Raw genomic sequence first — 16326 nt, forward strand, 5'->3', positions numbered from 1 at the left:
ACGCCCACGCCTACACGGGACGCGACGCCGGCGCCGGCGCGAACACGACCTCGGTGCCCGCGGCCTGGGCCTCCAGCACGGTCGGATGCGACGCCTCGGCGTCGGTGACCAGCACCTCCACGGCCGCGAGCGGTGCGATGTTCACCAGGTGCACGCGCCCGAGCTTGGCCGCATCCGCCCCCACGACCACACGCCGTGCGGCGGCGACGGCGGCGCGCTTCACGGAGGCCTCCTGCGGGTGGTACTCGGTGAGGCCCCGCTCGGCGTCCACTCCGGCGACGCCCGCCACATACGTGTCGCAGTTGTACGCGGCGATCACCCGCTCGGCCTCCGAGCCGATCACGCTGAGCTCCCCCGGCCTGACGACCCCGCCGGCGAGGATGACGGTCGTGTCGGGTTCGTCGGCCAGCGTCGCCGCGACCGTCAACGACGGGGTGACGACCGTGAGCCCCAGGCCTCGACCGCACAGCGCCCGCGCCACCGAGGCGACCGTCGAGCCGCTGTCGAGGATGACGGTCTCACCGGGCGACAGCAGATCGGCGATGGCCCGGGCGATATGCGCCTTCGAATCGACCGCACGACCTGCGCGCGACCCGTAAGAGGGCTCGAACGCCGTGCCGCCGACGGCGATCGCGCCGCCCGCGATCCGGCGCACGACACCGGCCGTCTGCAGCGCCTCGATGTCGCGCCGGATCGTCATCTCGCTGACGCCGAACTCCTGCGCGAGCTCCGCGAATTGCACCTCGCCGTTGCGGATCACACGGTCCTCGATCGTGCTCCGCCGCTCCGTCACGTCCATGATGATCCCCTGTCACCCCGTGCGATCCTCGACACCAGGATGTCGTAATCCCGCTGCTGCTGGGCGAGCGCGGCGGCGACATCCACAGAGAGCACCTCCCGGTCGCGCATGAGCCATCGCCCGGCGACCATCGAGTCGCGCACCGAGGCCCCGCTCGTCCCGTAGACGAGCCCCGCCTCCAGGCTCTGCGCCCCCACCGGTCCGCGAGCGATCTCGGCCAGCGGAATCGCGAGCAGATCCGCGACGGCGCCGGGCTCGATCCGGCCGTCCTGCGGCGCACCGCCGAGCGCACGGTGCCCGTTGACCGTGGCGATACCCAGGATCTCGCGCGGCGTCACCTGGTTCGGCACCTGCGAGGTGAAGGCCGCCAGCTTGCCGAGCAGGCGCATCTCCTCGAACAGATCGACGTTGGTGTTGTTGCAGACGTTGTCGGTGCCGAGGGTCACGGTGACCCCCGCATCCAGCGCCGCCCGCACGGGCGCCGCCGGCACCCCCGACTGCATCGCGACCGACGGGATCACCGCCATGGCGGCCGACGTGCCCGCCAGCAGAAGCAGCTCATCGACCGGCACCGTGTTGCAGTGGGCCAGGATGGTCGGCACCGAGAGCATGTCCATGCGGCTCAGCTGCTCCAGCGCCGACGTGCCGTACGCCGACCGGCAGTACTCATCCTCCTCACCGGAGGTGGAGAAGTGCACATGGAGTCCGACCCCGAGCCGGGCCGCCGCCTCGCGCTCGGCGAGCATCGCGTCGGGCCGGTTGTCGACGAAGAAGGCGTGCGGCCCAAGCCAGCCGCGCACGACGTCCGAGACGCCCTGCATCGACTCCGCGAACGCCGTCGCTGCGGCGATCTCGCGCGCCCGGGCCTCGTCGTCGCCGAGCTCGACGATGCCCCACGCCAGCGCGGCGCGAAGGCCCGACTCGATCACCGCGGGGGCGATGCGGTCGGCATAGAAGTACTGGTCTGCGAAGGTCGTCACCCCGTGCCGGATGAAGTCGGCGCAGCTCACCGAGACGGATGCGGGCACGAGGTCGGGCGTCAGGTGCGCCTCCCGGGTGCGGAGCACCTGCAGGAAACCCTCCATCGTCAGCAGCGAATGCCCCTCCGCGACGCCCCGCATGAGCGACATCGGGGTGTGGGCGTGGGTGTTCACCAGGCCGGGCATCACGAGCGCCTCTCCGAGGTCGACGACGCCCGGACCACTCGGCCGGCTGTCGCGCACCGGCCCGACGGACACCACCCGGCCGCCGTCGATCTCCACGACGCCCGGGGAGTAGGTGATGCCGGGCGGGGTCCACACCACATCCGCCACGATCAGGCGGGGATCCGCGTGCTCGGTCATACTGCGGCCTTTCCCGCCGCCATGATGCGGCCGATGCGTTCCCGATCGACATCCGCCCGATCGAAGGGGCCCACGAGCTCACCGCGGTACATCACCGCGACGCGATGCGACAGCGCGAGGACCTCATCGAGCTCCGTCGACACCAGGACGACGCCGGCCCCGGCCGAGCACGCGTCCAGCAGGGCGCGATGGACGAACTCGATCGAGCCGACATCGAGACCGCGCGTCGGCTGGTTCGCCAGGACGACCGCCGGCTCGCCCGCCAGTTCGCGGCCGATCACGATCTTCTGCAGGTTGCCGCCGGAGAGCGACCTCACCGCGCGGCCCGCCGCGGCGCCGCGCACCTCGTAGTCGGCGATCAGCTTCTGTGCGAACCGGCGCCGGGCACGTCGGCGGATGAGCCCGAAACGGCTGAACCGTCGCGAACGGAATGCCGTCGCCGCGGCGTTCTCCTCCAGCGTCGCATCCAGGTTCAAGCCGACGCGCATGCGGTCGGCGGCGATGTGCGCGATTCCGGCGGCACGCCGCTGCGCAGGCGAGGACGCCGTGATGTCTCGATCGGCCAGCCGGATGCGACCGCCCGCGATCGGGGTGAGTCCGGCGATCGCCTCGACCAGCTCGTCCTGACCGTTGCCGCTGACGCCGGCGATGCCGACCACCTCGCCGCGCCGCAGGCCGAGGCTCGAGCCGTCGCCGTGGTCGTGGCCGCGGCGGTCGTGGCGGTCGCCGTGGCCGTGGCCGGCCAGCCGCACCCCCTCCAGGCTCAGGACGACCTCGCCCTCCTGGGAGCCGCGGGTCGCCGAGGCCGCGTGGACGTCGCGCCCCACCATGAGACGGGCCAGTTCCGCGTCGTCGGCATCGCCGCGCGCGAGGGTCGCGACCACGCGACCTCGACGCATCACGACGATGCGGTCGGCCACGGCCTGTACCTCCGGAAGCTTGTGAGAGATGAACAACACCGACCGGCCCCCGGAGGCGAGCCCTCGGATCATCGTGACGAGCTCGTCGGCCTCCGCCGGGGTCAGCACAGCCGTCGGCTCATCGAAGATGAGGGTCTGCGCATCGGCGGCGAGCGCCTTGAGGATCTCCACGCGCTGCTGCGAGCCGATGGACAACTCGCCCACCTTCGCCGCGGGATCGATCGACAGCCCGCTCTCGGCGGCGACCCGGGCGACCCGATCACGGGCCGCCCGGTCGTCGTACAACCCGGAGCGAACCGGCTCGTGACCGAGCAGCACGTTCTGTGCGACGGAGAAGCTCGGCACCAGCTCGAAGTGCTGATGGACCATGCCCAGTCCCGCGTCGATCGCATCCTGGGTGGTGCGGATGTGTCGCACGCGTCCGTCGACGAGGATCTCACCGGCATCGGCGCTGTGCACCCCGAACAACAGGTTCATCAGCGTGCTCTTGCCGGTGCCGTTCTCACCGATGATCGCGACGACCTCGCCGGGCCAGACCTCGAGTGAGACATCCGCGACGGCGAGCACTCCGGTCGAGGCGAAGTACTTGCGAAGGCCCCGCAATTCGAGTCGCGGCGCGGGCACCGAGGTCTGGCCCATGGTCATCTCCTGTCCGGTGTCGGTCAGCTGCTGAGCCCGAGGGCGGCGCACTGATCGGACGTCGCGTCGTTCAGCGCGTCGCACACCTCGATCTGCCCGTCGAGGATCTGCTGCGACAGCTCTGCGACCTTGGCCTGCACGTCGGGCAGCAGCGCGACCATGTCGGCGGGGCCGTTGTCGGCGAAGACGGTCGACTCGTCATCCCACGACAGCCCGCTCACGCCGTCGGCCATGCCGGCCGCGACGAAACCGGACTGGAACTCGCCGTCCATCGCGGACTTGATGAGGTTGAAGGTCGTCATGTCGACGCGCTTCATCACCGACGTGATGACGGTGCCCGGGGCATCGCCATCCTGGTTCGAGTCGACGCCGATCGCGTACTTGCCCTCCTGCTCCGCGGCGGTGAAGACGCCCTGGCCCGACAGCCCGGCCACGGCGTAGACGATGTCATTTCCGTCCTGGTAGAGCGCGAGCGCGGCCTCCTGCCCGACCGAGGGGTCGGAGTACTCGTTGTTGAGGTAGCTCGGGGTGACCACACAGTCCGCGCACGCGGCAAGCACACCCTGCTTGAATCCGTAGAAGAACTGGTTGATGCCCGGGTTGTCACCGCCGAGAACGGCGCCGACCTTCTTGGTCGTGGTCATCGCACCCGCGACGTACCCGCCGAGGAAGCTCGACTCGTTGACGTTGATCGAGTACGCCTGAACGTTGTCGGGCAGCTCGTCGACGAAGATGTCGCTGGGGACGCCGAACAGCTGGTCGGGGTTCTCCTCCGCCACCGCGAGCAGCGAGTCGGGGTCCAGGCCCGGGGCGAGGATGATGTCCGGGTGGGTCGCCACGGTCGAGCGCAGCACGCTCTCCTGCTGCGACACCGACTCGGCTTCCACGACGCGACCGGTGACGCCCAGCTGTTCCTCGGCCAGCTTCGCGCCGGCGATCGAGGAGTCGATGTAGCCGCCGTCGCCGGCAGCACCGGGGGTGACGAGCGCATAGGTGAACGCCCCGTCGGCCGAGTCGCTGGATGCGGCCGTGCTCGCGCCCGAACAGCCGGTCAGAGCCAGCGCGGAGACGACACCGACGGCGAGCGCGAGACCGCCGGTTCTGTGGATGCGGGACATGGTTCCTCCTGGAGATGAGATCGACGCGAGCCGCGTCGATGGGATCAGTGGTGCAGGGTGGAGCGTCTGGGGGCGTCCGGCGCGGTGTCGTCGGCCGGGGGGTCGGAAGGAGCGACGCCGGCATCCGGTCGTGGAGCGACGGCGTCAGGTCGTGGAGCGACAGCATCCGGTCGCGGAGCGACGGCGACCGTGCGCCTGCGTCGAGGCAGTGCCAGCGAGATGCGGGAACTGTTCGACCAGAGGCGAAGAACCTGGCCGCGCGAGGTCGAGCGCAGTCCCACCAGCACGAGGGCGACGAAGGCCGCTCCCTGGGGGATGAACTGGGTGAGGTTGGCGGGGACGTCGAACTGCTGCAGGCGGATGCTGGCGGCGCTCGCGAGCCCGAACACCCCGGCGGCCGGGATGAGGAACGCCGGCTTGTTGAGCGCGAGCAGTGCGGCGGTGATCCCGATCCATCCGCGATCGGCGCTCATGTTGCGCGTGAAGAGCCCGAGATCGCCCACCGAGAGGAACGCGCCGCCCAGACCCGCGATCGCGCCGGCGACGATCAGCGTCAGCACCTGGGACCGGCCGACCTTCAGACCCGCGCTCGCCGCAGCGAGCGGCGCCTCGCCGACCGCGAGCAGATGACGACCTGCCCGGGTGCGGAACCACAACGCGATCGCCGGCACCAGCAGGTAGGCGAGGTAGACGAGCCAGTTCAGGCGGGAGAGCAGGTTGCCGGCCACCGGCAGGTCGCTGAGCACGGGGACGCTCACGGACGCGATCGGGTCGATGTCGGGCTTGTAGGTTCCGACACCGCCGAGGAAGGAACGCATCAGGAACACCGTGAGCTGCAGCACGAGGATGTTCAGACCGATCGCCAGCACGACGAGGTCGACACCGAGTCGGTGCGCCGCGGCCATCACCGCACCGATTGCGGCGCCGGCGGCAGCCGCGGCCACGACGCCGAGGAGGGTGTTGCCGGTGCCGGCAGCGACGAGGATTCCGACGAAGGCGCCGATGAGAACCTTCGACTCGATGGCGAGATTGAGGATCCCCGCCCGTGCGGAGAGCATCGAGGCGATCGCCGCGAACAGGATCGGCGTGGTCAAGCGGATGCCGGAGTTCAGGAAGTCGGCCAGGACGAGGATCATGCGGATGCTCCGATCCGGGGTGGAACAGCGAGGTTCCGGTCGATGAGCCGGTTGGCCCGCCGCCGTTCTCGGGCGCGTTCGATGCGGGTCGTGAGGGGTGCCTGCACGGCGACGAAGACGATCATCAACGCCAGCACGGTCGAGCCGATCTCCCGGGGGACGCCGAGCACGATCTGCAGTCCGTTGACCGCCCCCACCGTGATGCCGGCATAGAGGAACCCGACGATCCCCGCACCGATCGCCGTGGTGCCCCCGAGGATGGCGGCGGTCAGCCCGGTCAACCCCGTGCCGTCGCTGAAGCCCTCGATCACCCGGTAGTTGGCACCGAGCACCTGCACGGCTCCGCCGATCCCGGCGAGGGCACCGCCGATCACCCCGGCACGCAGCACGCTGGATGTCGCAGACATCCCCGCGTAGCGGGCGAACATCGTGGCCTCGCCGCTCATGCGCTGCTCGTATCCACGGGTCGTGCGCGAGAGGTAGAACCAGACCGCGACGCAGGCGATCGCAGCCAGCACAAAGGCCAGTCCCGACTTCGTCGACGCGTCGAAAACGGGCAGCTTCGCCGTGTCCGCGATCGAGGGCGTGTACCCCACGGTGGAGGCCTCCGCCCGCAGCGGATAGTTGACGAGGAAGTCGACGAGCAGCCCCGCGATCGCGTTGAGGACGATCGTGATGATGAGTTCGTTCACCCCCAGGTACACCTTGAGCGCCGCGGGGATGAGACCCCAGCCGGCGCCGACCGCGGCGGCTGCCGCGATGCACAGCACGGGGTGGATAGCGGCCGGCGCTGGGACAGCGAACCCGACGACCGCGGCAGCGAGGCCGCCCAGCGCGTACTGCCCCTCCTGGCCGATGCTGAACAGGCCGCTTCGCAGGCTGACGACGGCGCCGAGGGCGCAGAAGATGATCGGACCGGCCAGCGCGAGAGTACCGCCCACGTTGCAATAGCCCGGGTCGCAACCGAAGCCCGCCTGCACGACCGTGGCGGCGGCATCCAGTGGCGGCACACCGAGGGTCGAGATCAGCAGCCCTCCGACGAGCAACGCCAGGACGACGGCAGCGACCGGCAGGGCGGCGCGAAGCGCGGCCTGCTCGACACCTTCTCGCGTCACGGCACTTCCTCTCCCTCCGGCCCGCAGGAGCGGGCACATAGCAGAATGACGTGACCGTGTAACAGAATCACACTGTTTGCGTTTCTCGGATGTAACAGATTCACATCCGCGTGCGTGCCGGCGCGCCGAATCGGTTGCACGCGCGAGACTTCTGCTCGACCTCCCACCGATATGCTCCGAAGCGTCGCTCACCGATTCAGTCGCTCGCCGATTCAGGGGGAACCATGAACGGCTACACGGGCGCCGGACTCGGCGTCGGCATGTTCCTGATCTTCGCGCTCATCTACCTCTGCATGATCGCGCTCATGCTGTGGGTCGGCTACCTGGTCATCCGCACGGCCGTGAAGAACGGCATCCTGCGGGCAGATGCCGAACGCGCCGCGCGATACACGGCGGCCTCTGTGGGCCCGCCCTCCGGCGGCCCCGCCGGCCCGCCCGCGCCGCCGGTCCGATGAGCGCCGACACACACGCCGGCTGGTACCCTGACCCCTGGTCGCCCGGGCCTACCCGCTGGTGGGACGGCTCCGGGTGAGCGCCCCCTCGTCTCCGCCTCCCCGGGGCGAGCCTACGGATGGCGCGGGCGCGGCGGCATCCCCCGCACGGGTGAGATGCGGTGGGGCTCAGATGCGGCCGCGCCGGGCGCGTGCGGCGAAGGCGTCGAGAGCGTCGAGGACGTCGGGTGCCTGCCAGATCCGGTAGCGGGCCTTGCCCGAGGCCTTCGTGAGGATCCCGGCGTCGGCGAGGCGTGAGATCGCGGAGGCCGCTGCGACGTCGCTGATCCTCAGAATGGTCGCGAGAACGCGGGTCGTGACGACGGGCTGGGTGAGCAGCGCGTCCAGCGCACGATGGACCGAGGAGCCGATCGTAACCGAAGGCTATCGCCTTAGCCTTTTGTCAGAGCGCGAGACGTCCGCGCACGACGCGGCCCCGGCCATCCGACCGGGGCCGCGTCGCAGCGGATGAGCGGGACTTATCGCCCGGCGCGCACCTCGTCGGTGCGGATCACGCGCGAGATGGGCGACGGGCCCTGGCCGTCCTCGGGGAGCTCCGGCAGGTTCGAGAAGTCGGGCTCGTCGTGGTCGTCGGTCATCGTCTCCTCGTCGAACGGCCGCTCGCCGCGGAGCACCTGGCGCGCCTGGTCGCGGTCGAACTCGCGCGTCCACGTCGCGATGACGATCGAGGCGACGGCGTTGCCCGTGAAGTTCGTGAGCGCGCGGGCCTCCGACATGAAGCGGTCGATTCCCGTGATGATGCCGACGCCGTCGACGAGGTCGGGGCGGTAGGTCTGCAGGCCGCCCGCGAGGGTGGCGAGCCCCGCGCCGGTGACGCCCGCGGCGCCCTTCGACGCGATGATCATGAAGACGAGCAGCCCGATCTGCTCCGAGATCGACAGCGGCGTGCCCATCGCGGTGGCGATGAACAGCGACGCCATCGTGAGGTAGATCGCGGTGCCGTCGAGGTTGAACGAGTAGCCGGTGGGCACCGTGATGCCCGCGACGGGCTTCGAGACCCCGAGGTGCTCCATCTTCGCGATGAGGCGGGGCAGGGCCGACTCCGACGACGACGTGCTCACGATGAGGAGGTACTCGCGGGCGAGGTACTTCATCACGGAGAAGATGTTGATGCGCGCGGTGAACCACAGCACGGCGGCGAGCACGACGCCGATGAAGAGGATGCACGTGACGTAGAAGCCGATCATCAGCGTCCCGAGCGCGAGCACGGCGCCCCATCCGGTCGAGCCGACGACGCCGGCGATCGCGCCGAAGGCGCCGACCGGGGCGACCCAGAGGATCATCGTCAGCACGCGGAAGACGACGGCCTGCACGAGGCGGATGCCCTCGAGGATGCGCTCGCCCTTCGCTCCGAGGCGCTGGATGGCGAAGCCGACGAGCAGCGAGACGAAGAGCACCTGCAGGACCGACTCGCCCGTGAGCGGCGAGAAGAGCGTCGCGGGGATGATGCCCATGAGGAAGTCGGTCGTCGACTCGGCCTCGCCCTCGACCTCGTAGCCCGGGTTGCTGAGCTGGAGTCCCTCGCCGGGGTGGATGAGGTTGCCGACCACGAGGCCGATGAGCAGCGCGAAGGTCGACATCACGAGGAAGTAGCCGAGCGCGAGCCCGCCGACCTTGCCGACGGTCGCGGCCTTCGCGATGGAGCCGATGCCGAGCACGATCGTGCAGAAGATCACCGGGGCGATCATCATCTTGATGAGGCCGACGAAGGCCTTGCCGATCCAGGCGAGCGATGCGCCGAAGTCGGGCCAGATGAGTCCGACCGCGATGCCCGCGACCACGGCGATGATGACCGCGATGTAGAGCCAGTGCTGCTTGTCGATGCCGCGCCTGCGCTGCGCGGCCTGTGGCGTCGTCGCCATGGTGCGTCCTCTCCTTCGGGGCACCGGAGCCTCGGGTTCGCGGTCCGGCGTGCGGGGTTCATCCTGTTCCGGGGCGGATGGCCCGGACGACTTGCGTGCATAGTGTTCGCGTCGAGAGGCGGATGATGAGGGCGCGCGGCCGACACAATGGGGGGATGGCACGACGAGGCGCCGGGATCGGCGCGCGCGGACGACGACGCAGCGTGGCGGCGTGGGTGCTCGGCGTGCAGACGGCCGTGCTGCTCGCCGGCGGGGCGATCGTGTTCGGCGTGCTCGCGTGGGACGCGCAGACCGCGGCGCACGCGGACGCCGAGGAGCGCTCGACGAGCCTCGTGCTCACCCTCGCGAGCGAGCCGACGGTGATCGAGGTCGTCTCGGCCGCTCACGCGCGCATCGGCGCCGACCCGGAGGGCGCCGTCGCGACGGCGTCGGCCGAGCTGCAGCCGTACGTCGAGCGGATCATCGCCGCGACGGGCGTCTCGTACGTGACGATCATGGACACCGATCGCACCCGCTACACGCACGCCGACCCCGCGCGGATCGGCGGAGCGTTCATCGGCACGATCGCGCCCGCCCTCGAGGGGGAGACGTTCACCGAGGTGTACTCCGGCACGCTCGGGCCCTCGGTGCGCGCGGTCGCTCCCGTCGCGGACGACGGCGAGATCGTCGGCCTCGTCTCGGCCGGCGTGACGCTCGAGAACGTGACCGGGTCCATCCTGCTGCGTCTGCAGCTCGTCGGCCTCGCCACGCTCGCGGTCGTGGGGCTGGGAGCGCTCGCGACCATCCTGCTGTTCCGCCGCCTCTACCGCGTGACCGACGGCCGCGATCCCGACGAGCTCGCGCGGCTCTTCGCCGCGCACGAGGCGGTGCTCCACTCGCTCGAGGAGGGCCTGCTGCTCGTCGAGCGCCCGCGATCGGATGGCGCGGCGCGCGTCGTGCTCGCGAACGACCAGGCGGGCGTGCTGCTCGGCATCGCGGAGGAGCCGCCGTTCGCGGTCGACGATCCGGCTCTCCCGGCCGAGGTGCGCGACGTGCTCACCGGGCGAGACGGCGGAGCCGTCGTGCGGGTGGGTGCGCGCGAGCTCGTCGTCGACCGGTCGGAGATCGAGCTCGGCGGCCGTCGCGCGGAGATCCTCGCGCTCCGCGATCGCACCGAGCTGCGGCGGATGGCCGGCGAACTGTCGTCGGTGAAGACGATCTCCGATGCGCTGCGCGCGCAGGCGCACGAGTTCGACAACCGCCTGCACGCGATCGCGTCGCTCATCGAGCTCGGGCGACCCGACGAGGCGCTCGCGTTCGCGGCGTCGGAGCGCGACCTCGGGCAGAGGCTGGCCGACCGCGTGCTGCACGCCGTGGACGAGCCGGTCATCGCGGCGCTCGTGCTCGGCAAGGTCGCGCAGGCGCATGAGCGGGCCGTGGAGATGCACTTCGAGACCCATCTCGCCCCGGGAACGCATGGCCTCCCGCCGGCCGACGTCGTGACCATCCTCGGCAACCTCATCGACAACGCGATCGAGGCGTCGGCGAGGCGGGCGGCGCGCACGGGCGTCCGCGATGCGTGGGTGGAGGTGTATCTCGGCGAGACGGAGGACGATGCGCTCGTGTTCCAGGTGACCGACAGCGGAGACGGCGTCGCGGCGGTCGACCGCGAGCGCATCTTCGAGCGCGGGTTCTCGACGAAGGCCGATGACGCGCAGGGCCACGGCTACGGTCTCGCGCTCGCGCGTCAGGCCGCGCGCGGGCTGGGCGGCGACATCGAGGTCGCCGACGCTCCGGGCGGGGGAGCCGTCTTCACGGCGACGCTGCCGCGGCCGGATGGCGCGGGAGCCGCGGGGGAGGACGCGGCCCGCGCGGGGGAGCGGTCATGACGCCGATCCGGGTCCTCGTCGTCGAGGACGACCCCCGAGCGGCGCAGGCGCACGGCGCGTACCTGGCCCGCCTCGACGGGTTCGCGCTCGTCGGGACCGCGCACACCGCGGCATCCGCGCGCCGGGCCATCCGCCATGCATACGCGACCGACGAGCGCATCCATCTCGTGCTGCTCGACCTCAACCTGCCGGATGGCCACGGGCTCGAGCTGTGCCGAGAGCTGCGGGCGGCGGGGATCGCGATCGACGTGATCGCCGTCACGGCCGTGCGCGAGCTCGGCGCGGTGCGGCAGGCGGTCGCCGTCGGCGTCGTGCAGTACCTCATCAAGCCGTTCACGTTCGACGTGTTCGCGGCGAAGCTGCGGGCGTACCGCGAGTACTTCGAGCGAATGCGGTCGCCCGTGTCGGCGCTCAGCCAGCGCGAGGTGGACACGGCGTTCGCGGCGCTGCGGACGACGAACCTGCCCGGGCTGCCGAAGGGCCTCTCTCAGGAGACGCTCGACGCGGTCACGGAGCTCATCGCGGCCGAGGGGCTCTCGGCATCCGAGGTGGCCGACGTGCTCGGACTGTCGCGGGTGACGGCGCGCCGGTACCTGGAGTTCCTCGCCGACGGGGGCGTCGTGGCGCGCTCGCCGCGTCACGGCGGCCGCGGGCGCCCCGAGCTGGAGTACCGGCGCGTCGAGTGAAGGCCGCCGGGGTCTTACCGCGGCGTCATCGCGGCGACGCGGTCAGCGCGCGTGATCTCGCGGCGCTCCCACGTGAAGAGGAAGCGCCGGTCGAACGTCGGCGCGCACTTCACGCACGACGACGCCCGCGCCGGACGCCGATGCCGGTACACCGTGTGGCCGCCCGGGCACGTGCCGACCCAGGGCGCGAGTTCGGTCGCCGTCTCGCCGTCGTGCGTCGTGCCACCGACGTAGCCGAGGTCGCGGGCGATGCGCTTCCAGGCCTTGCCGTGCCCCGCGGCGCGCCCCGCGAGGGCGTGCGCGACCTCGTGCAGCAGGGTCTGGTGGTTCGTGTCGTCGTCGTACCGTGCGGCGAGGTAGCGCGAGACGGTGATCCGCTTGCGTGAGAAGTCGCACTGGCCAGCCCGGCGCTTGGCGTTGTCGAAGGCGAAGCTCCAGCTCTCGTCGAGGTGCTGGGCGATGAGGGCTTCGGCCCATCGGGTGACGCGCTGCAGATCCGACACGCTTCGAGGCTAAGCGCCCCCGCCGACAACGCGGCCCAGCGCTGGCCCGCGGGTGGGCGTGTGTCGCGCGGCGCGTGGGGCGTGGTGCGGAGGCGTGGGGCGCGGAGGCGTGGGGTGTGGGGTGTGGGGTGTGGGGTGTGGGGCGTGGGGGCGAGGGGCGTGGGCTTCCATGTCTCACTCGGCGCGGCCATCCGCCGGTCTTTCTGGTCCGCCGTGAGACACGCGTGGTTCGCCGGGGTCACCTGCCTCGGCACACGGCACGTCGTGTCTCACCTGGTGCGGGTATCCCGCGGCTTATCCCGCCGGGGGTGAGACATGTGGTGTCGGCAGGGCCACCGTGTCTCGGTCAGTGCGGGTATCGGCCCGTCTTTCCCGCCGTGGGTGAGACACGCAACGCCCCCCAACCGCCCGTGTCTCGCCCGCCGCGGTTATCGGCCCGTCTTTCCCGCCGGAAGTGAGACACGCAACGCTCACCCAACCGCCCGTGTCTCGCCCACTGCGGCTATCCGCCCGTCTTACCCGCCGAAAGTGAGACACGCAAAGCCCCCACACCCCCCCCCGCGTCTCACGCCCCACCGCCATCCGCTCGTCTTTCCCGCCGAGAGCGAGAAATGCATAGACTGGGGCGCATGGGGACTCTGTGCAGCGCGCTGACGGCGTGCGTCTACGTCCGCGACCGCCGCGCCTGACGGCGCGTTCGCAGGTCGACCTTCTCCGCGCCGTCGTTCCGGATGCCATCGCGCCCGGACGCGCGTCCTCGCTCACGCCCGACGTGCCCGGGTGCTCCGAATCCTTCCCAGGAGCGCTCGCATGCGACCCCGATCCATCCATGGCGGACGCCATGAACTCGGACAGAACTTCCTCATCCACCAGCCCACCATCGACCGGCTCGTCGCGCTCGTCGCCGACACCACCGGTTCGGTGCTCGAGATCGGCGCGGGAGACGGCGCCCTCACCCGCCGCCTTGCGACGCTGCCGCGTGACCTCACGGCGCTCGAGATCGACGAGACGCGGGTGCGCGGGCTCCGCCGACGCCTGCCCGGCGTGCGGATCGTCCGCGCCGACGCGCTCGGCCATCCGCTCGACGCCGACGTCGTCGTGGGCAACCTGCCGTTCCACCTGACGACGCCCCTGCTGCGTCACCTGCTCGCCGCGCGGCGCTGGACCGACGCCGTGCTCCTCACTCAGTGGGAGGTGGCGCGCAAGCGGGCGGGCGTCGGCGGCGCGACCCTCATGACGGCTCAGGCCGCGCCGTGGTTCGCCTTCGCGCTGCACGGGCGCGTTCCGGCGCGGGGCTTCCGCCCGGTGCCCGGCGTCGACGGCGGCATCCTGACGATCTCGCGCCGGGCGACCCCGCTGATCCCGATCCGGGAGCGACGCGGCTACGAGCGCTTCGTGCGCTCCGCCTTCACCGGCCAGGGGCGGGGGATGGCCGAGATCCTGCGCCGTGCGACGGGTGCGGATGGCCGCAGCGCGCGCCGTGCGCTCGCGGCGTGCGGCATCGACGCGGCGCGTCTCCCGCGCGATCTCCAGCCCGAGGACTGGGCGGCGCTGTGGCGGGAGGTGTCGCGGCGGTAGCCGTCAGCTCGCGACGGCGGAGCGGGGGCGACGGCGCTCGGCGGCCTCGATCGCCGACATCGTCGCCTCGAGCTGCTGCTCGGGGGCGCCCATCTCCTGGCGCAGGAAGAGCACGCGCTTGAAGTCCTGGCGGGCGCCCTCGAAGTCACCAGCGTCGAAGCGCGTCTTGCCGCGGTGCTGGAGCGCGAAGGCGGCGATGCCCGCCCACTCCTGGCCCTCGGCCTCCTCGATGCAGGTCGACAGCTCGTACTCGGCGGCCGCGTACGCGCCGCGGAACTGCTGCACCGTCGCGTGCAGCACACGAGCGCGCAGGAGGTCCTTGCGGGTTCCGGCCATCCGCGCGACGCGGACGGCCTGCTCCGAGATCGAGAGGGCCTCGTCGAGCTCGCCGAGCACCTTCAGCAGCCACACCCGCTCGAGCAGAGCGGGGAGGCTCCGCTGCGGGCCGATCTCCGCGAGGCGCTCGCGGCACTCGGCGGGGTCGACGACCTCACGAAGGGTCTCCGGATCGTATCCGTGGATGTAGCTCAATTCCCACTCCCTTCCGCGCAGTCGCCTGTCCAGTGTGCAACGCGTCCGCGCATCCGCCGGGCAGGCACACCGGGCCGGGTCGGATCGATCGCGGATCGGAAGAAACGCGCCCGCGTCAGCGCTCGAAGAGCAACGCGGATGGCTTGGGCGAGGCCGTCGCATCCGCGTCGGTCGCGGGGATGGCGCCGCGCACGAACTCGTCGATCTCGCGGCCCTCGGCGACCTTCGCGGGGTGCGGCCCGGCCGCCATGAGCCGCGGCAGCCACTCGGTCGGGAGGGGTGCGGCGGACGCCGCGACGACGAGGTTGCCGAAGCGCCGGCCCTTGAGCACCTGCACCTCGGCGAGCACGACGACGTGCGGCAGCACGTCGCGGATGGTCGCCACCTGCCTCCGCGCGAACGCGAGGCCCGCGCCATCCGCGACGTTGACGAGCAGCACGCCGTGCGGCGCGAGGAGCGCGGCGGCCGCGCGGTAGAACTCGACCGTCGTGAGGTGCGCGGGCGTCTGCGCGCCCGAGTACACGTCGGAGACGAGCAGGTCGACCTGCCCCGTCAGGGCGGAGGGGAGTCGTCCGAGGCCCTCGCGTGCATCGCCGATCCGGATGCGGATGGCCGCGCCGCGAGGGAGCGGGAGCTGCGCGCGGACGAGGTCGACGAGCGCCTGCTCGAGCTCGACGACCTGCTGCCGCGACCCCGGCCGCGTCGCGTCGATGTACCGCGGGATCGTGAGGCCCCCGCCGCCGAGGTGCACGGCCGTGAGCGGGCCGGGCGGCAGCTGGTCGATGACCGCGCCCATCCGCGCGACGTACTCGAAGTGCAGGTGCGTCGGATCGTCGAGGTCGACGTGCGACTGCGGGGTGCCGTCGACGATCAGCTCCCAGCCCGAGCCGAACTCGCTCGGCGCGATCCGTGCGATCGACCCGTCCGACAGACGCGCCTGCGGCTCGTCGCGCTCGTCTCTCCGCTGGCGTCCCATGCGTCCATCCTCTCGCGGGGCGATGCGTCTCGTGCCGCAGGGCCTCTCGCGGGGTCAGGGACGATGCGCGTCGGCGAGCCAGCGCAGGTACCGGTGCCACGGGTCGCCGTCGGCGAGCGACGCGATGTGCGCGAGCAGCTCGGGCGCGGCCGTGAACCACTCGCCGCCCTCGCGCAGGTGCGCGAACTGCGCGTGCCGCGCCTGCTCGACCGGCCTCCCGCCCGGCTCGAACGCGAGCAGCTCCTCGTGGCGGATGGCGCGGAGCCGGCGGCGGGGATCGGCCGACGTCCCGATCTTCACGCGCTCGGCGTAGCGGAGGTAGTAGACGACCTCGACGCGCGGCGGGGCGAGGTCCGCGTCGGGAACGTCGCCGACGATCCATCCGCACCGTGCGCACCGCGGCCATCCGCCGACGCGCTCGCCCTCGCGCCCTCCGCAGAAGGCGCACGGGTCGGCCAGTGTCGTCACCCGCCGAGGCTACGCCGGGGCGCCGACACCAGCCGCAGCGCCGCTGGGCGCGCATTTATACCGGACAGTCCGAGCGAGGTCAAGGACTCCGCTTGCCACGGCGCGTCAGAGGGTCTATGCTTGAGATTTGCGCTCTTATGGGTCATCCATGCCTTCATATGGTGGTCGGCTGGCTCCCGTGATCCCCGCAGATAGCGGCGTGCGAATCACAGGATAGACCCGAAGCGCACCTCACCTGTCGACAAGGAATCTAGCGGCCCCGCACGCGGGGC

The 16326-nt window shown here is 71.4% G+C and carries 15 protein-coding genes; 4 read left to right on the forward strand and 11 right to left on the reverse strand.

The window, feature by feature from the left end; translation table 11 throughout:
* Positions 1-10 precede the first annotated feature (10 nt).
* The 6 genes from PKE79_RS14620 to PKE79_RS14645 are packed head-to-tail and all read right to left on the reverse strand — an operon-like array spanning position 11 to position 7109.
* Complete coding sequence (locus tag PKE79_RS14620) at positions 11-799, reverse strand: DeoR/GlpR family DNA-binding transcription regulator (protein ID WP_271174442.1); 789 nt, start codon at positions 797-799, stop codon at positions 11-13.
* Positions 790-2142, reverse strand: a complete 1353-nt coding sequence (locus tag PKE79_RS14625; RefSeq protein WP_271174443.1) for an amidohydrolase family protein — start codon at positions 2140-2142, stop codon at positions 790-792. The genes PKE79_RS14620 and PKE79_RS14625 overlap by 10 nt, the downstream gene beginning before the upstream one ends.
* Positions 2139-3701, reverse strand: coding sequence for an ABC transporter ATP-binding protein (locus PKE79_RS14630; RefSeq protein ID WP_271174444.1), 1563 nt, complete (start codon positions 3699-3701; stop codon positions 2139-2141). Before PKE79_RS14630 ends, PKE79_RS14625 begins: the two co-directional genes overlap by 4 nt.
* Before the next feature lie 23 nt (positions 3702-3724).
* A complete protein-coding gene (locus PKE79_RS14635) occupies positions 3725-4819 on the reverse strand; it encodes a BMP family ABC transporter substrate-binding protein (protein ID WP_271174445.1) in 1095 nt (364 codons plus the stop codon).
* Between the two features lie 44 nt (positions 4820-4863).
* Positions 4864-5955, reverse strand: coding sequence for an ABC transporter permease (locus tag PKE79_RS14640; RefSeq protein ID WP_271174446.1), 1092 nt, complete (start codon positions 5953-5955; stop codon positions 4864-4866).
* A complete protein-coding gene (locus PKE79_RS14645) occupies positions 5952-7109 on the reverse strand; it encodes an ABC transporter permease (RefSeq protein WP_271174447.1) in 1158 nt (385 codons plus the stop codon). The genes PKE79_RS14640 and PKE79_RS14645 overlap by 4 nt, the downstream gene beginning before the upstream one ends.
* A gap of 185 nt (positions 7110-7294) precedes the next feature.
* Here PKE79_RS14645 and PKE79_RS14650 point away from each other — a divergent pair, with 185 nt between their 5' ends.
* Complete coding sequence (locus PKE79_RS14650; RefSeq protein WP_271174448.1) at positions 7295-7525, forward strand: hypothetical protein; 231 nt, start codon at positions 7295-7297, stop codon at positions 7523-7525.
* Positions 7526-8040: 515 nt separating this feature from the next.
* On the opposite strand, the gene PKE79_RS14655 is transcribed toward PKE79_RS14650, so the two are convergent.
* On the reverse strand, positions 8041-9444 hold the full coding sequence (locus tag PKE79_RS14655) for a cation:dicarboxylate symporter family transporter (RefSeq protein WP_271174449.1): 1404 nt from the start codon (positions 9442-9444) through the stop codon (positions 8041-8043).
* Positions 9445-9599: 155 nt separating this feature from the next.
* On the opposite strand from PKE79_RS14655, the gene PKE79_RS14660 reads away from it, so the two are divergent.
* Positions 9600-11312: a sensor histidine kinase gene (locus PKE79_RS14660; RefSeq protein ID WP_271174450.1), complete on the forward strand. Its 1713-nt coding sequence runs from the start codon at positions 9600-9602 to the stop codon at positions 11310-11312.
* The gene (locus PKE79_RS14665) at positions 11309-11998 is read left to right on the forward strand and encodes a response regulator (RefSeq protein WP_271174451.1); all 690 of its coding nucleotides are present in this window, start codon (positions 11309-11311) and stop codon (positions 11996-11998) included. The genes PKE79_RS14660 and PKE79_RS14665 overlap by 4 nt, the downstream gene beginning before the upstream one ends.
* A 14-nt stretch (positions 11999-12012) precedes the next feature.
* On the opposite strand, the gene PKE79_RS14670 is transcribed toward PKE79_RS14665, so the two are convergent.
* Entirely contained in the window at positions 12013-12501 is a 489-nt protein-coding gene (locus PKE79_RS14670) for a SprT-like domain-containing protein (protein WP_271174452.1), read from the reverse strand.
* A gap of 810 nt (positions 12502-13311) precedes the next feature.
* Here PKE79_RS14670 and erm point away from each other — a divergent pair.
* Positions 13312-14079: a 23S ribosomal RNA methyltransferase Erm gene (erm, locus tag PKE79_RS14675; protein WP_271174453.1), complete on the forward strand. Its 768-nt coding sequence runs from the start codon at positions 13312-13314 to the stop codon at positions 14077-14079.
* Positions 14080-14082: 3 nt separating this feature from the next.
* On the opposite strand, the gene PKE79_RS14680 is transcribed toward erm, so the two are convergent.
* The 3 genes from PKE79_RS14680 to PKE79_RS14690 form a co-directional block, all read right to left on the reverse strand.
* On the reverse strand, positions 14083-14610 hold the full coding sequence (locus PKE79_RS14680; RefSeq protein ID WP_271174454.1) for a hypothetical protein: 528 nt from the start codon (positions 14608-14610) through the stop codon (positions 14083-14085).
* A 115-nt stretch (positions 14611-14725) separates the two neighbouring features.
* Positions 14726-15586 (reverse strand): spermidine synthase, encoded by an 861-nt coding sequence (locus tag PKE79_RS14685; RefSeq protein WP_271174455.1) that lies wholly within the window; start codon positions 15584-15586, stop codon positions 14726-14728.
* Positions 15587-15640: 54 nt separating this feature from the next.
* Positions 15641-16054 (reverse strand): GIY-YIG nuclease family protein, encoded by a 414-nt coding sequence (locus PKE79_RS14690; RefSeq protein WP_271174456.1) that lies wholly within the window; start codon positions 16052-16054, stop codon positions 15641-15643.
* Positions 16055-16326 lie beyond the last annotated feature (272 nt).

This window comes from Microbacterium barkeri (assembly GCF_027921765.1).
In the GTDB taxonomy this organism is placed as follows: Bacteria; Actinomycetota; Actinomycetes; order Actinomycetales; family Microbacteriaceae; genus Microbacterium; species Microbacterium barkeri.

Bases quoted from the DNA above. Each gene is read 5' to 3' on its own strand.
- PKE79_RS14620 (WP_271174442.1), bottom strand. From the start codon at position 799: ATGGACGTGACGGAGCGGCGGAGCACGATCGAGGACCGTGTGATCCGC.
- PKE79_RS14625 (WP_271174443.1), bottom strand. From the start codon at position 2,142: ATGACCGAGCACGCGGATCCCCGCCTGATCGTGGCGGATGTGGTGTGG.
- PKE79_RS14630 (WP_271174444.1), bottom strand. From the start codon at position 3,701: ATGGGCCAGACCTCGGTGCCCGCGCCGCGACTCGAATTGCGGGGCCTT.
- PKE79_RS14635 (WP_271174445.1), bottom strand. From the start codon at position 4,819: ATGTCCCGCATCCACAGAACCGGCGGTCTCGCGCTCGCCGTCGGTGTC.
- PKE79_RS14640 (WP_271174446.1), bottom strand. From the start codon at position 5,955: ATGATCCTCGTCCTGGCCGACTTCCTGAACTCCGGCATCCGCTTGACC.
- PKE79_RS14645 (WP_271174447.1), bottom strand. From the start codon at position 7,109: ATGTGCCCGCTCCTGCGGGCCGGAGGGAGAGGAAGTGCCGTGACGCGA.
- PKE79_RS14650 (WP_271174448.1), top strand. From the start codon at position 7,295: ATGAACGGCTACACGGGCGCCGGACTCGGCGTCGGCATGTTCCTGATC.
- PKE79_RS14655 (WP_271174449.1), bottom strand. From the start codon at position 9,444: ATGGCGACGACGCCACAGGCCGCGCAGCGCAGGCGCGGCATCGACAAG.
- PKE79_RS14660 (WP_271174450.1), top strand. From the start codon at position 9,600: ATGGCACGACGAGGCGCCGGGATCGGCGCGCGCGGACGACGACGCAGC.
- PKE79_RS14665 (WP_271174451.1), top strand. From the start codon at position 11,309: ATGACGCCGATCCGGGTCCTCGTCGTCGAGGACGACCCCCGAGCGGCG.
- erm (WP_271174453.1), top strand. From the start codon at position 13,312: ATGCGACCCCGATCCATCCATGGCGGACGCCATGAACTCGGACAGAAC.
- PKE79_RS14685 (WP_271174455.1), bottom strand. From the start codon at position 15,586: ATGGGACGCCAGCGGAGAGACGAGCGCGACGAGCCGCAGGCGCGTCTG.